The following is a 14,915-nucleotide window of genomic DNA, read 5'->3' on the forward strand; positions in this document are numbered from 1 at the left end:
ATGCCCGCACCCCACGGCTTCGAGCATCTGGTCCGCGGCGACGAGATCGTGATCCTGCATCACGGCATCCGCGCCGCCACCCTGCGGGGTGCGAAGGCGGCCGACTTCCTGGCGCGGATCGACGCCGAGGATCCGCAGCTGCTCATGGCGCGCCTGACCGGGAACTACCGGCGCGGCAACGAGCGCGCCGCCCGTCGGCATCCGCGCAACCAGTCCTGAGCAGAGCAGGGCTCAGTGCGCGGCGGACGCGTCCTCCGGCGCACGGTGGCCCTCGTCCAGGCGCGGCCTCTTCCCCAGCATCCGCCCGACGCCGAGCACCACGCCGACGACCACCAGGCCGAGCAGCAGACCTGCGACCGCCGAGACCGCCGTGTCGCCCACCCAGGCGACGACCGCGCCCAGCGGGGCGAGCAGCTCGTCCACGCCGTGCAGCAGGTCGGCCGGCCAGTGCAGACCGACCTCGCCGAGGTTCACGATCGCCAGGTGACCGCCCACCCAGAGCATCGCCACGGTGCCGACCACACTGATCACCCGGAACACCGCCGGCATGGAGCGCGCGATCCGCGCTCCGGTGTGGCGCACCCGGCGCACCGGGCTCTTCGCCATGCCGAGCCCGATGTCGTCGATCTTCACCAGCAGCGCGACGGCGCCGTACACGACGCCCGTCATGATCAGCGCGATGACGGCCAGCACGCCGAGCGTCTGCCAGATGCCGAGGTTCTTGTCCAGGCTCGCCAGCGAGATGAGCATGATCTCGGTGGAGAGGATCAGGTCGGTGCGGATCGCTCCCCAGACCAGCCGGTTCTCGTCGCGCTCCCCCTCGTCGCCATGGCCGTGCCCGAATCCGAACCACTCCAGCACCTTCTCGGCGCCCTCGAAGCAGAGGTAGGTGCCACCGACGATGAGCAGGTACGGAAGCACCCACGGCGCGAAGGCGGTGAGCAGCAGCGCGATGGGGATGATCACGATGAACTTGTTCGCGATCGACCCGAGGGCGATCTTGCCGACCACCGGCAGCTCGCGCGCGGGGGTGAGCCCCTGCACGTACTGCGGTGTGACGGCGGCATCGTCGATGACGACGCCGGCCGCCTTCGCGGATGCCTTGACGGCAGCGCTGAGGATGTCGTCGACGACGGCGAGCAGGCCTACGGACATGCGGTCCCCCTGGGGATCGTGTGGGTGGCCGGCGGGCGTGCCGGTTCGACTGGCAAGGCTACCGGGTCGGCGGATGCTGCTCCGTCAGCGCCCTCGGCACGCCGGGACGGGAGGAGCCGCGGGTCAGCCGCGCGACCGCCAGCAGAACCGCGGTCAGCCCGATCGTCAGCAGCAGCTGCGTGCGGGCCGCCTGGTCGATCATCGCCAGCGCGATGATCACGGCCAGCAGCACCAGGCACGCCCAGGACAGCACGGGGAACCCCCACATGCGCATCGGCATCGCCTCGCCGTCGCGGTCCGCACGCCGGCGCAGGATGATCTGCGAGATGGCTGTGGCCGTCCAGATGACGAGGACCGTCGACCCGACGATGTTCAGCAGCAGTCCGAGCACGACCTCGGGGAAGGCCCAGTTCAGCCCGACCGTCACGAACCCGAAGGCGACGGAGGCCAGCACCGCCACGTACGGCACGCCCTTCGCGCTGGTGCGGATGGCTGCGAGCGGCGCCAGGCCCCGCTCGCCCAGCGAGTACACCATGCGGGAGGCGCCGTAGATGTTCGCGTTCATGGCCGACAGGAGGGCCAGCACCACGATCGCAGACATCAGCAGGTCGACGCCGGGCAGGTGCAGGGTGGCGAGCACCGCGGAGAACGGGCCGGCCTTCACCTCTTTCGCATCCCACGGCAGCACGGCGACGATCACGAAGATCGAGCCCATGTAGAAGATCAGGATGCGCACCATCACCTCGCGCACGATGCGGCGGATGTTGTTCGCGGGGTCGTCCGACTCGGCGGCGGCGATCGCCACGACCTCGGTCCCGCCGAAGGCGAACACGACGATGAGCAGTGCGGCCGCGATGCCGGTGATGCCGTGCGGGGCAAAGCCGCCGTGGGCGACGAGGTTGCCGACGCCGACCGCCGGGACGTTCGGGATGAGCCCGAAGATGGCGCAGGCGCCCACGATGAGGAAAGCGATGATCGCGAACACCTTGATCGCCGCGAACCAGAACTCGAACCGGCCGTAGTTGCGCACGCCGAACAGGTTCACGGCGGTCAGCGCGGCGACGAACACGAGCACCCACGCCCAGGCGGGGAATCCGGGAGTCCAGCCCTGCACGATACCGGCCGCCCCCGTCGCCTCCGCGGCGATCACCACGACCAGCTGGATCCAGTACAACCAGCCGACCGCACTGCCGGCGCTGCGCCCCATGGCGCGCTGCGCGAACGAGCTGAAGGCGCCCGAACTGGGCCGCGCGGCCACCATCTCGGCGAGCATCGACATCACCAGGATGACGATCGTGCCCGCGACGAGGTACGACACGAGCACGGCGGGACCCGCGATGCTGATCGCCTCGCCCGATCCTACGAAGAGGCCGGCGCCGATCGCGCCGCCGAGGCCCATCATCGAGATCTGCCGACGCGTGAGGCCGGGATGCAGCCCCTGCGTCGTCGTCGTGATCGCGGGAACCTCGGTCATGGGGACCTCCTCGTCCGATGGCGCCACGACTCCGACAGCCGCTCGCTCCGAACGGCCACATTAGAACGATGCGGAGTCGGAAGCAATCTGCGCCGCGCTCAACGCGCACCTTGCGCGTCGCGGAGCATGCCTGCCCACCCGCACTGGTCAGAATGCGAAGCGGGCGGGGAGGTCTCAGCGCTGGGAGGCCACGGCCTCCGGATCCGCGGTCGGCAGCCGGCACACGAAGTCGCGGCAGTCGTAGACGACGCCTTCGGCGGCGTCCTTGCCCTCGAAGAGCTCGAATCCGGCATCCGCGAACGTCCTCGCCTGCTCGGGCGAGACGACGGTGACCACATCGGCATCCGCCGCGCGCGCCGCGTCTGCGAGGGCGCCGTCGCGCGAGGCGAGGACGGCCACGACCTGCCGCGGCGGCTGAGCGAGACCCGCCGCGACGCGCAGGATCGCCCCGTAGGCGATCGGATGCTGCAGGACGCGCCCCGCGACGCTCGCCACGAGCTGCTCGGCCTGCGCGCGGTGCGACTCGCCGGCGCCCAGCCGCCAGGCGGTGAGATGAGCGGATGCCAGGGCCGCCGGCCCCGAGGGGAGATCGCCGTCGCCGTCATCGGCGCCCCGCACGATGCCCTGTCCGGCGAGCACCGGATCCGACGCGGCTCTCGTTCCCAGCACCTCGAGCGCGCCCGACGCCCAGGCGGCGTCGCCGGTCGCGAGAGCAAGCGCGAAAAGCCCGTCGGCGAGCAGACCGAGGTCGGCGGTGGTCGCCACGGCATCCGCCGCGACGCCGTCCAGGGACGAGCGCACGAGATCCCCCGCCGCCGAACGGGTCACTCTCAGCACATGAGCCGCAGCCCCCGCGGCCGCGTCCACCCACGAGGACTCCCCCAGCACGGCACCGGCCCGCGCGAGCGCGCCGATCGCGAGGCCGTTCCAGCCGGTCAGCACCTTGCCGTCCACCGCCGGTGGTTCGAGCTCGCCGCGGCCCGCCGCGTTCCGCCGGTAGTAGCCGCCCTCGCTGCGCTCGCCGTCGATCCACGACTCGGAGTCCTGCGCCGCACCGAACGCACCGCCGTCGCGTCGCAGCACGTTCAGCAGGAAGCCTGCGACCCCCGCAGCGATGTCCGCCCGCCCGGCGTCCAGCGCCACCTCCAGCAGCTGCGCGTTGTCGGTCAGCATCCGCTCGTAGTGGGGCACGGTCCAGTCCCGCTGGGTCGCGTACCGGAAGAAGCCGCCGTCGACGGGGTCTCTCAGCTCGGACCCGGCCATCGCCGCGAGCGCTCGATCCACGGCGTCCGTTCCGCCGGCCGCCGGATGCTGCAGGAATCGCAGCGTCGTGGCCATCGGGAACTTCGGGGCCCCGCCGAAGCCGCCGAACAGGCGGTCCTCCCGTTCGACGATGGTGCCCGCCGCGGCGCGCAGCGCGCTGACGTCGGGGAGCTGCGACTCCGGCGAGCGCGCGGCAGCCCGCAGCGCGTCGGCCACGGCATCCGCCGAGGCGAGCACCTCGTCATGCCGGTCCGTCCATGCCTCCCGCACGGCCGTCAGCACGTCGCGGAAGGCCGGCGTTCCGCCGCGCGCCTCCGGCGGCCAGTACGTGCCGGCGTAGAACGTTCCGCCCTGCGGCGTGGTGAACACGGTCAGCGGCCAGCCGAGGTTCTGCGTGAACGCGGATGCCGCGGCCATGAACGCCGCATCCACCTCCGGATGCTCCTCGCGATCGATCTTCACCGCCACGAAGCCCTCGTTGATCTGCGCTGCCGTGGCCGCATCGGAGAAGGACTCGCGAGCCATGACGTGGCACCAGTGGCAGGTGGAGTAGCCGATCGAGATCAGCAGCGGCACGCCACGACGCACGGCCTCGTCGAACGCCCCGGTGCTCCACGGTCGCCAGTCCACCGGGTTCTCGGCGTGCGCGCGCAGATAGGGGCTGAGGGTGTCGGCGAGCCGGTTGGTCATGGCACCCACGGTACGCCGCGGGCTCCGGGACGCGGGCCGTCAGAACGCGGCGAGCGCGCGCGGGTCGGCGACCGGCGCGAAGCCGACCAACGGCAGCGCCCTCTCGGCGGCGAGCGCGATGCGGTCGAGGATCTGCGGCGACCGGATCTCGTAGCCGTCGAAGTCGGTGTTGCTGGCGTAGACGCCCAGCGGCAGGGTGAGCGCCTGGAAGAAGGCGAACAGCGGGCGCAGCTGGTGCTCGAGGATCAGGGCGTGCCGTTCCCCGCCGCCGGTGGCGGCCAGCAGGACGGGTTTGCCGACCAGGGCGTACTGGCCGATGAAGTCGAACAGGTGCTTGAACAGCCCGGTGAACGAGGCGCGATACACCGGGCTCCCCACGATGAGCAGGTCGGCCTCCTCGATCGCCTGCAGATGCGCCTCCACCGCGGGAGGCAGATCGTCGCGCCGCAGCGCGCCGGCGAGTCCAGGTCCGATCTCGGTGAGCTCGATGATGTGCACGTCCACGTCGATCCGCTCCGCCACCGCGTCCGCGATGGCGCGCAGCAGGGCGGTGGTCTTGCTGGGCTCGTGCAGGGATCCGGAGACGGCGACGACGCGGTAGCGGGCTGGCATGCCTCCGACGGTAGTGAGCAGAACGCCCCGCGTCACGGGAAGCGACACGGGGCGTCATGCAGTCGAAACATGGCGTCATCCGGCGGGTGGCCGGGGACGGCGGGAAGAGGTCAGTTGACCTCGTCCGGGTGGGCGCTGACGCGACCCGAGCCGTCGCCCGGGTCCATGGCGTCGATCGCGGCGATCTGCGCATCGGTCAGCTCGAAGTCGAAGACGTCGATGTTCTCGGCCATCCGCTCGGGGCGCACCGACTTCGGGAAGACGATGAAGCCCTTCTGCAGGTGCCAGCGCAGCACGACCTGGGCCGGGGTGCGTCCGGTGGCCGCAGCAGCCGACGCCACCGCATCCGCGCCGAACAGGTCGTACTTGCCCTGGCCGAGCGGACCCCACGACTCGATGAGCACGCCGTGCGCGGCGGCCCAGTCGGTGATCTCGCGCTGCTGGTAGGCGGGGTGCAGCTCGATCTGGTTCACGGCCGGGACGACGCCGGTCGCCTCGACGATGCGCTCCAGGTGCGGGACGAGGTGGTTCGAGACGCCGATCGAGCGGGCGAGACCGCGCTCGCGGATGCCGACCATCTTCTCCCAGGCGTGCACGTAGTCGTCCTTGGCCGGCGTCGGCCAGTGCACCAGGTACAGGTCGACCTGCTCGAGCCCCAGCTTCTCGAGGCTCTCGGCGATGGCCTTGTCGGGCTCGTCGTCGTGGTGGCGGTCGTTCCACAGCTTGGTGGTGATGAACAGGTCCGAGCGGGCGATGCCGCTCTTCGCAATGGCGGCGCCGACGCCCTCCTCGTTTCCGTAGATGGCCGCGGTGTCGATGTGACGGTAGCCGGCCTCGAAGGCCTGGCTGACCACGCGCTCGGCCTCGTCGGCCGGCACCTTGAAGACGCCGTAGCCGAGCTGGGGGATGCTGTGTCCGTCGTTGAATTCAACCGTGGGAGTCGTCATGGCTCCAGCGTACGGGGTTGTGATGACAGGTGCGATGACGGAGTCCACCCGATGCCGCGGCCTCAGGCGAGCGCGGCGACCGCCTCCTCGACGAGCGCCCAGAAGCGGTCGGCGTCGAGGTCCATCGCGATGGTCGCGTTGGGTTCGGCACCCAGTGCGTCGATCAGGTCCACACTCGTCGCGCCGCGGGTGTGGGTCCCGTCGACCTCGATGTCGAGGTGCGAGCGCACCGTGGTCGCCACCGCCGGGTCGATGAGCATCGCCACGGTGATCGGGTCGTGCAGCGGCCCGTCGGGCATCCCCTGGGCCACCTCGTACGTGGAGCAGAAGAACTCCAGCAGCTCCGAGCCGAACGCCGCCGTGCGGCTCCCGATCCGCCCGATGCGCTCGCGCACCTCGCGGGTGACGAGCGCCTGATGCGTGATGTTCAGCCCGACCATCGTGAAGTCCACACGGCTGTCGAGCACCAGTGCGATGGCCTCCGGGTCGGTCAGGGCGTTGAACTCGGCGTAGGGCGTGGCGTTGCCGCGCGTCGTGGAGCCGCCCATCCAGATCACCCGCGCGATGCCGGGGATCAGGTCGGGGTGATCGCGCACCAGCAGGCCGATGTTCGTCAGCGGCCCGGTCGCGACGATCGTGACGGGCGCCTCGGATGCCGCGATCACGTCGCGCATGAGCGTCTGCGCGTCCCGCTCGTCGAGCGGCACGGTCGGCTCGGGGAGCACGGGCCCACCCAGCGCGTTGGCGCCGTGGATGTCCTCGGCGGGGTGCGGGGAACCGGCGACGGGGCCGGCCGCGCCGCTCGCGACCGGAACGCCGTCGACACCCGCGACCGTGAGCGCGACGCGCGCGTTCAGCGTGGTGTGCTCCAGCAGGCCGTTGCCCCCGACCGTCGTGACGGCGCGCAGGTCGATCGCGGGGTTCGCGGCGGCGAGCCAGATCGCGAAGACGTCGTCGTGGCCGGGGTCGCAGTCAAGGATCACGGGAATGGGCATGGCATCCAGTATCCCGGCCTGGACCTCTATCGCGGCGCGAGGACGTCGAACGCGAGCCGCGCCAGCTGCGCCGGCGAACCGCCGCCGGTCGTGCCGGCCTCGGATGCCGCCCACTCCTCCAGGCCGATGCGGATCGCCTCGGTGGCGGCGACCGCGAGCAGCCGCGCATGGAACCGATCGGATGCCCATCCCTCGTGCTCGGCGATGATGCCGCAGATGAGCTCCTCGGAGTCGTGATTCACCCGATGCCACACGGCCCGCAGCTCGGTGTCGTCCGGCAGTGCGCGCAGGAGCGGCCGGATGCCGAGCATCTGCTCGACGGCATCCGCTCCGTCCACGGTCAGCACCTCGTCGATCGCCGCCGCGATCGCGGCGCGGGCCTCGCCGTCCGCGGAGGCGAGCAGCTCCTGCCAGCGCGCGGCCCCGATCTCGAGCACGGGGGCGACGGCCTGCTCCTTCGTGTCGAAGTAGCGGTAGAAGGTGCGCAGCGAGACGCCGGCCGCATCCGCGATCTGCGCGGTGGTGACCTGCGCGACGCCGTGGCGGGCGAACAGCGCGGCGGCCGCAGCGGCGATGTCCTGTCGCGTCTGCGCCCGGCGTCGGGCACGCAGCCCTGACTCGTCGTCCATGGATCCGATGGTACGGGAATAGCTGGACAAACTGTCTGTTGAATGACAACATGGCACGTTGTGCCACTTAGGTAATCGAGCATCATGACGGATCCGATCCCGGACCCGCCGAGGAAAGGAATCATCATGAACCGCTACGAAGGTCGCCGCGCACTCGTCACCGGGGGCGGCTCCGGCATCGGCCAGGCCACCGTGCTGCGGATGCTGTCGGAGGGCGGCCGTGTCGTCGCCGTCGACGTCAGCGCTGCGGGCCTCGCCGACACGGTCGAGAAGGCCGGTGCCGACGCGGAGCGCCTCACCACCGTCGAGGTCAACATCGGAGACGAGGCATCGGTCAAGGCCGGTGTGGCCGCAGCCGTCGACGCGCTGGGCGGCCTGGACGTGCTGGTGAACGCCGCCGGCATCCTGCGCTCCTCGCACACCGACCAGACGACGCTCGACCAGTTCCAGCAGGTCATCCAGGTGAACCTGGTTGGCACCTTCCTGATGATCCGCGAGGCGATCCCCGCGCTGCTCGAGGGCACCGACTCCGCCGTGGTGAACTTCAGCTCCACCTCGGCGATGTTCGCGCACCCGTACATGGCGGCGTACGCGGCCAGCAAGGGCGGCGTGCAGTCGATGACCCATGCCCTCGCCGCGGAGTATGCCAAGCAGGGCATCCGCTTCACCTCGGTCCAGCCCGGCTCGATCTCGTCGGGCATGACCGACGGATCCGGCCAGAGCAAGCAGAGCGTCGGTCCCGGCCTCCCCGAGGATGCCGACATGAGCCTGTTCATGAAGCTCGCCCCGGCCATCGGCCAGGGCTTCGCGGGCCCCGAGTCGGTCGCCGGCGTCGTGGCGATGCTGGCCAGCGCCGACGGCAAGTTCGTCACCGGCACCGAGGTGCGCATCGACGGCGGCACGCACTTCTGATCCGCATGCAATGACCTTCCTCTCTCCGGCCCCTGAGCGAGCGCAGCGAGACGAAGGGCCGCGGCATCCGCTCGACCCGAACGAGCGGGTGCCGCGTTCGCGTTAGGCTGGAGGGCTATGTCCTCGCCCGTCATCGTGTATCCCCCGGAGCTGCCGGTCTCCGCAGCCCGCGGGGAGATCGCCGACGCGATCCGCGACCATCAGGTGGTGATCGTGGCCGGCGCCACCGGCTCGGGAAAGACCACGCAGCTCCCGAAGATCTGTCTGGAGCTGGGCCGCGAGCGCATCGCGCACACCCAGCCGCGACGGCTCGCCGCGCGCACCATCGCCGAGCGCGTCGCCGAGGAGCTGCACGTCGAGCTGGGCGGTCTGGTCGGCTACAAGGTGCGATTCACGGACCAGGTGTCGGATGCCACGCGCATCGCCCTGATGACCGACGGCATCCTGCTGAACGAGATCCACCGCGACCGGCTGCTGCGCCGCTACGACACGATCATCATCGACGAGGCGCACGAGCGCTCGCTCAACGTCGACTTCCTGCTGGGCTATCTGCACCGCATCCTGCCCGAGCGGCCCGACCTCAAGGTGATCATCACCTCGGCGACCATCGACCCGCAGAGCTTCGCGGCGCACTTCTCGGACCCTTCGACGGGCTCAGGGGCCGAATCAAGGCATGCTCCGATCATCGAGGTCTCCGGCCGGACCTACCCCGTCGAGATCCGATACCGGCCGCTGGTGGACGACGATGCTTCGACTGGCTCAGCAACCCAGTCGAAGGGTCGGGAGAAAGAGCCCGAGGACGAGGTCACGGCCATCGTCACGGCGCTGCGCGAGCTGGACCGCGAGGCGCCGGGCGACGTGCTGGTGTTCCTGCCCGGCGAGGCGGAGATCCGCGACGCCGCCGAGGCCGTCCGCGGCGCCTATCGCTCGCAGACGGCGCCGGTCGAGGTGCTGCCCCTGTACGGACGCCTGTCCGCGGCCGAGCAGCATCGCGTGTTCGAGCGCTCGAGCGTCGCGGGGCTGCGCCGCCGGGTGGTGCTGGCCACGAACGTCGCGGAGACCAGCCTCACGGTGCCCGGCATCAAGTACGTGATCGACACCGGCACGGCCCGCATCTCGCGGTACAGCGCACGATCCAAGGTGCAGCGCCTGCCCATCGAGGCGGTGTCGCAGGCATCCGCGAACCAGCGCTCGGGCCGCGCGGGGCGCACCAGCGACGGCATCGCGATCCGCCTCTACAGCGAGGACGACTTCTCCAAGCGCCCGGAGTTCACCGAGCCCGAGATCCTGCGCACCTCGCTGGCCTCGGTCGTGCTGCAGATGCTCTCGCTCGGCTTCGGTGACATCACCGAGTTCCCGTTCCTCACTCCCCCGGACTCGCGCGGCGTCAAGGCCGCCCTCGACCTGCTCACCGAGATCGGTGCGGTGGACCTGACCCGTGGCGCACAGCCCCGCCTCACGAGGATCGGCCGGGAGATCTCCCGGATGCCGATGGATCCGCGGTTCGCGCGGATGCTGGTCGCCGGTGCCGCCGCGGGCTCCGGCGTGCTGCGCGACGTCATGCCGATCGTCGCCGGCCTGTCCATCCAGGACGTGCGCGAGCGTCCCTCGGCGGATGCCCCGCAGTCGGTGCGGGACGAGGCAGACCGCATGCACTCGCGCTTCGTCGACCCGACCAGCGACTTCCTCTCGCTGCTGAAGCTGTGGAACCACCTGCGCGAGCAGCAGCGAGAGCTCGGCTCCAGCGCGTTCCGCCGGATGTGCCGCAGCGAGCACCTGAACTACGTGCGTGTGCGCGAATGGTTCGACGTGCACCGCCAGCTGCGCACACTCGTGAATCCTTCGTCTCGTCGCTCCGCTCCTCGCTCAGGAACCGCCCACGACGAAGAACCCTCCAGCACCGACACGGACGCCGTGCACCGCGCGATCCTCTCGGGGCTCCTCTCGCAGATCGGCGTCCTGGACGAGCGGACCGCGGCCGGGAGCGCCAACAAGGACAAGCCGAAGAAGGGCGAGAAGCGCCGCATCGCGGAGTACCGCGGCGCCCGCGGCATCCGCTTCTCGATCTTCCCCGGCTCGGGTCTGCGCAAGAAGGCCCCGCAGGCCGTGATGGCCGCCGAGATCGTGGAGACCTCGCGCACGTTCGCGCGCACGGTCGCGGCGATCGACCCCGCCTGGGCGGAGTCCATCGCGGGCGACCTCGCCAAGCGGCAGGTCACCGAGCCGCACTGGTCGAAGGATGCCGGGGCCGCGGTCGCGTTCGAGAAGGTGACGCTGTTCGGGGTGGAGATCATCCCCCGGCGGCGCGTGCAGTTCGCGCGCATCGACCGCGCCGGCGCGCGCGAGCTGTTCCTGCGGCACGCCCTGGTCGAGGGCGAGTGGGATCCTTCGCGCATCGACAAGAGGGTCAGCGCCTTCTGGCGCGCGAATGCCGAGCTGCGCCGCCGTCTGGAGAAGCTGGAGGAGCGCGAGCGCCGCCGTGACATCCTCGCCGGCGACGAGACCGTGTTCGCCTTCTACGACCAGCGCATCCCGCACGAGGTGTTCGACGTGCGCTCCTTCGAGAAGTGGTGGCGCGACGCCCTGGCGTCCACGCCGAAGCTGCTCGTCATGCGCGAGAGCGACCTGCTCGAGGACGAGGATCGCGCCGACCAGTCCGAGTTCCCCACCCGCTGGACGCAGGGCGACCAGGTGCTGGGCCTCGCCTACCGCTTCGAGCCGGGCGCGGAGGACGACGGTGTGAGCGTGGTGCTTCCACTCGCGCTGCTGCAGCAGATCCGCGACACCGGATTCGACTGGCAGGTGCCCGGGCTGCGCGACGAGCTCATCACCGCCCTGCTCCGCGCGCTGCCGAAGGCCGTCCGCCGCCATGTCGTGCCTGCCGCGGACTGGGCCGCGAAGCTGGGCGAGCAGCTCGCCCAGGACGGCCCCGAGAACCATGCCGGCATGCCGGAGCGCTCGCTCAAGGAGTCGCTGGCCCGGCTGATCCAGCCGATCGCGAACCAGCGCGTCGCGGCATCCGACTTCGAGGACGACCGTGTGCCGGGGCACCTGCGGATGAACTTCCGCGCGGTCGACGAGCGCGGTCGCATTGTGGGCTCCGACCGGGACCTGGCGACCCTGCAGCAGCGACTCTCGGACCGTTCGCGGCAGAGCGTGGCGCGCTCGATCGCGCGGCCGGATGCCCCCGCGAAGGGTGCGCGCAGGCCCGACGCCGCGTCCGTCGCCGCGGCATCTGCCCGAGGTCCGATCGAGCGCGACGGCCTGACCGACTGGACCTTCGGCGATCTTCCCGACGTGCTCGACACCAAGGTCGCGGGCGGCGTGGTGCGCGGCTACCCCGCCATCGTCGACCGCGGCGCGAACGTGTCGGTGCGACTGGAGGCGACGGCGGACGCCGCGGCATCCGCGACCCGCGACGGGGTGCTGCGCCTGGTGCTGCTGAACGTGCCCTCCCCCGCGTCCTACGTGCAGAACCATCTCACCTCGGCGGAGAAGCTCGCCCTCGCCGCGTCGCCCTACCAGAACGTGGCGGCGCTGATCGAGGACGCCCGCACTGCCGTCGTGCGCGGGCTCATCGAGGGCGAGGTGCCCGGCGGCCTCATCCGCACCGAGGCGGAGTTCCGGCGGGTGCGGGATGCCGTGAACGCCGCCCTCGTGGACAGCCTGTTCGCATGCGTGTCGCTGGTCGCCCGCATCCTGACGAAGAGCCGCGACGTGGAGCGCGGCATCAAGTCGCAGAACTCGCTCGCGCTGCTCGGCCCGCTGAACGACATCCGCTCCCAGCTGAGCGGACTCATCCGCCCCGGCTTCATATCGGCCACCGGCGTGGAGCGGCTCGCGCACCTGCCCCGCTACCTGGACGGGATGCTGGACCGGCTGAAGACGCTCGCGAACGAACCCGGCAGGGACCGCGCTCGCATGACCGAGTACGAGCGCATGGCGAAGGCGTTCGAGGACGCCGGCGGCACGATCCCGCCCGCCTCCGACGCCCCGGCCGCCCTCGTGGAGGTGCGCTGGCTCCTGGAGGAGTACCGGGTGAGCGTGTTCGCGCAGCGCCTGGGCACGGCGCAGCCCGTCTCGCCGCAGCGGATCATGAAGGCGCTCTCGGCTCGCTGAGAGAACGCCGCCGTCGCCGGCGAGCCGCGTTAGCCTGGCATCATGGCTCGCGCGATCGTCCACACCGAACTCGGCTCCCCTGACGTCCTCCGGCTGGTGGAGGTGCCCGATCCCGTCGCCGGCCCTGGCGAGGTGATCGTGCGGATCGAGGCCGCCGGCGTCAACCCGATCGACGTCAAGCAGCGTTCCGGGAAGCGCCCTCTGCCGCCGATCACCGAACCGCGCCACGTCGGATTCGACGGCGCCGGGACGATCACGGCGATCGGCGAGGGCGTCACCGGCTTCGCGGTCGGCGAGCGCGTGGCGATCGGCGACACCCGGGGCACCTATGCATCCGCGCTCGCAGTGCCGGTGTACAACATCACCCGGCTGCTCGACGGCGTCACCTCGGCGGAGGGCGCCGCCCTCAGCATCCCGGCCGGCACGGCCTACCAGTCGCTGCGCTCGCTCGGCGTGCGCAAGGGCGACACCCTGCTCATCCACGCCGGCTCCGGCGCGGTCGGCCAGGCGGCGATCCAGTTCGCCGTGCTGTGGGGAGCCACGGTCATCGCGACCGCGAGTCCCGCGCGGCACGAGCAGCTCCGCGCCCTGGGCGCGATCCCCGTCGCATACGGCGACGGTCTCACCGACCGCGTCCGCGAGGCGGCCCCGCAGGGCATCACGGTCGCGCTGGACGGCGCCGGCACCGACGAGGCGATCCAGACCTCCCTCGAGCTGGTCGCCGACCGGGCCCGGATCGCGACGATCGTGCGGGGACCGGATGCCGCCTCCTTCGGCATCCAGGCCTACTCCGGCGGTAGCCCCGACCCGCTCACCGAGGAGCAGCTGGCCTGGCGTCGCGAGGCCGTGGGTGTGGCGATCAACCTGATCGAGGCCGGCGACTTCCAGGTGGAGCTCGGTCCGGAGCTGCCCCTCGCCGAGGCGGCGCGCGCCCACGAGCTGATCGAGCAGCACGCCGCCGACGGCAAGATCATCCTGATCCCCTGAGCCCTCCGCCTCGGTGCGTCAGGCGGCGGCGCGCTCCTCGTCGCGCAGGCGCGCGCCCTCACGCAGCAGCGGGATGAGCTCGCGGCCCCAGTCGCGCACGTCGCCGAGCGGGTCGAAGCCGCGGATGAGGAAGCGCGTCACGCCCAGGTCGTAGTACTTCAGCAGCGCCTCCGCCACCTGCGCGGGCGTGCCGACCGGGGCGGTGGAGTTCCCCGCCGGGCCCATCAGCTTGGTGATGCCCAGCCAGAGCCGCTCGTCGTGCACGTCGCCGCGCTGCGCGTGCTGCTGCAGCAGGTCCGCCGACAGCGAGCGCTGCTCGCGCCGCCGCGGGCTCGCGAAGGCGAGCGTGTCGCCGGAGCTCGCCCGGGCCTTGAGCTCGGCGGCCTCCGCGTAGATGCGGTCGGCCTTCGCCCATGCCTCCTCCTCGGTGTCGGCGATGATCGGCCGCGTCGACAGGCTGAAGTCGACATGGCGGCCCGCCTTGGCCGCGGCCGCCCGGATCGTGCGGATGTGCTCGGCGACGTCGGCCAGCGGCTCTCCGAACAGCATGTAGACGTCAGCGCCGTTGGCGCCGACCTCGACCGCGCCCTCCGAAAGTCCGCCGAAGAAGATCGGGATCCCCGCCTCGGTCGCCGGCTTGACCGCCGAGAACGCGCCCTCGAATCGGTAGAAGTCGCCCTCGTAGTCGAACGGCTCCTCCGAGGTGAGGGTGCGGCGCAGCACCTCGATGAACTCGCCGGTGCGACGGTAGCGGTCGGACTTCTCGCTGAAGTCGCCGTCCCGGCGCTGGTCCGCCTCGCTGCCGCCGGAGATGTGGTGGATCGCCACGCGCCCACCACCGGTGAGGTGGTCGAGGGTGGCGAGCTTGCGTGCCACGAGGGTCGGCGCGACGAATCCCGGTCGGTGCGCGATCAGCACCTTGAGCGAGTCGGTGGCGTGCAGCGCGGCGGCGGCCACGGCGAAGCCGTCCGGCGAGCTGGCGCTGTAGCCGATCAGGATGCGGTCGAACCCCGCCTCCTCGTGGGCGCGGGAGAACTCCTTCACGTAGGCGGGGTCGACGACCGGGCCGTCCACCGCCTTGGTCTCGGACCCTGCGGTCGTGGCGATCATTCCGAGCAGTTCGATGGGCATG

General features: G+C 71.2%; 12 protein-coding genes. 4 read left to right on the forward strand and 8 right to left on the reverse strand.

The window, feature by feature from the left end; translation table 11 throughout:
• A complete protein-coding gene (locus ACTJJ4_RS14895) occupies positions 1 to 219 on the forward strand; it encodes a hypothetical protein (RefSeq protein WP_440944042.1) in 219 nt (72 codons plus the stop codon).
• A gap of 12 nt (positions 220 to 231) precedes the next feature.
• Here the strand turns inward: ACTJJ4_RS14895 and ACTJJ4_RS14900 are convergent, their stop codons facing one another.
• From ACTJJ4_RS14900 to ACTJJ4_RS14930, 7 genes are all read right to left on the reverse strand, one after another.
• Positions 232 to 1,155, reverse strand: a complete 924-nt coding sequence (locus ACTJJ4_RS14900; RefSeq protein WP_440944043.1) for a DUF808 family protein — start codon at positions 1,153 to 1,155, stop codon at positions 232 to 234.
• Positions 1,156 to 1,213: 58 nt separating this feature from the next.
• On the reverse strand, positions 1,214 to 2,629 hold the full coding sequence (locus ACTJJ4_RS14905; protein ID WP_440944044.1) for an amino acid permease: 1,416 nt from the start codon (positions 2,627 to 2,629) through the stop codon (positions 1,214 to 1,216).
• 174 nt (positions 2,630 to 2,803) lie between these two features.
• Complete coding sequence (locus ACTJJ4_RS14910) at positions 2,804 to 4,582, reverse strand: thioredoxin domain-containing protein (protein ID WP_440944045.1); 1,779 nt, start codon at positions 4,580 to 4,582, stop codon at positions 2,804 to 2,806.
• A 39-nt stretch (positions 4,583 to 4,621) separates the two neighbouring features.
• On the reverse strand, positions 4,622 to 5,194 hold the full coding sequence (msuE, locus tag ACTJJ4_RS14915; RefSeq protein WP_440944046.1) for an FMN reductase: 573 nt from the start codon (positions 5,192 to 5,194) through the stop codon (positions 4,622 to 4,624).
• A gap of 110 nt (positions 5,195 to 5,304) precedes the next feature.
• Complete coding sequence (locus tag ACTJJ4_RS14920; RefSeq protein ID WP_440944047.1) at positions 5,305 to 6,141, reverse strand: aldo/keto reductase; 837 nt, start codon at positions 6,139 to 6,141, stop codon at positions 5,305 to 5,307.
• Positions 6,142 to 6,203: 62 nt separating this feature from the next.
• On the reverse strand, positions 6,204 to 7,136 hold the full coding sequence (locus tag ACTJJ4_RS14925) for a nucleoside hydrolase (protein WP_440944048.1): 933 nt from the start codon (positions 7,134 to 7,136) through the stop codon (positions 6,204 to 6,206).
• Between the two features lie 26 nt (positions 7,137 to 7,162).
• A complete protein-coding gene (locus ACTJJ4_RS14930; RefSeq protein WP_440944049.1) occupies positions 7,163 to 7,765 on the reverse strand; it encodes a TetR/AcrR family transcriptional regulator in 603 nt (200 codons plus the stop codon).
• A 126-nt stretch (positions 7,766 to 7,891) separates the two neighbouring features.
• Between ACTJJ4_RS14930 and ACTJJ4_RS14935 the strand changes: the two genes are divergently transcribed.
• The 3 genes from ACTJJ4_RS14935 (at position 7,892) to ACTJJ4_RS14945 (ending at position 13,783) form a co-directional block, all read left to right on the forward strand.
• Positions 7,892 to 8,677, forward strand: coding sequence for an SDR family NAD(P)-dependent oxidoreductase (locus tag ACTJJ4_RS14935; RefSeq protein ID WP_440944050.1), 786 nt, complete (start codon positions 7,892 to 7,894; stop codon positions 8,675 to 8,677).
• Between the two features lie 117 nt (positions 8,678 to 8,794).
• Entirely contained in the window at positions 8,795 to 12,796 is a 4,002-nt protein-coding gene (gene hrpA / locus ACTJJ4_RS14940; RefSeq protein ID WP_440944051.1) for an ATP-dependent RNA helicase HrpA, read from the forward strand.
• Positions 12,797 to 12,838: 42 nt separating this feature from the next.
• On the forward strand, positions 12,839 to 13,783 hold the full coding sequence (locus ACTJJ4_RS14945; protein WP_440944052.1) for a quinone oxidoreductase family protein: 945 nt from the start codon (positions 12,839 to 12,841) through the stop codon (positions 13,781 to 13,783).
• An 18-nt stretch (positions 13,784 to 13,801) separates the two neighbouring features.
• Here ACTJJ4_RS14945 and ACTJJ4_RS14950 read toward each other — a convergent pair whose 3' ends face one another.
• Positions 13,802 to 14,914, reverse strand: coding sequence for an LLM class flavin-dependent oxidoreductase (locus ACTJJ4_RS14950; RefSeq protein WP_285636298.1), 1,113 nt, complete (start codon positions 14,912 to 14,914; stop codon positions 13,802 to 13,804).
• Position 14,915 lies beyond the last annotated feature (1 nt).

The sequence above is a fragment of the Microbacterium sp. 22195 genome, assembly GCF_052056515.1.
Lineage (GTDB): Bacteria > Actinomycetota > Actinomycetes > Actinomycetales > Microbacteriaceae > Microbacterium.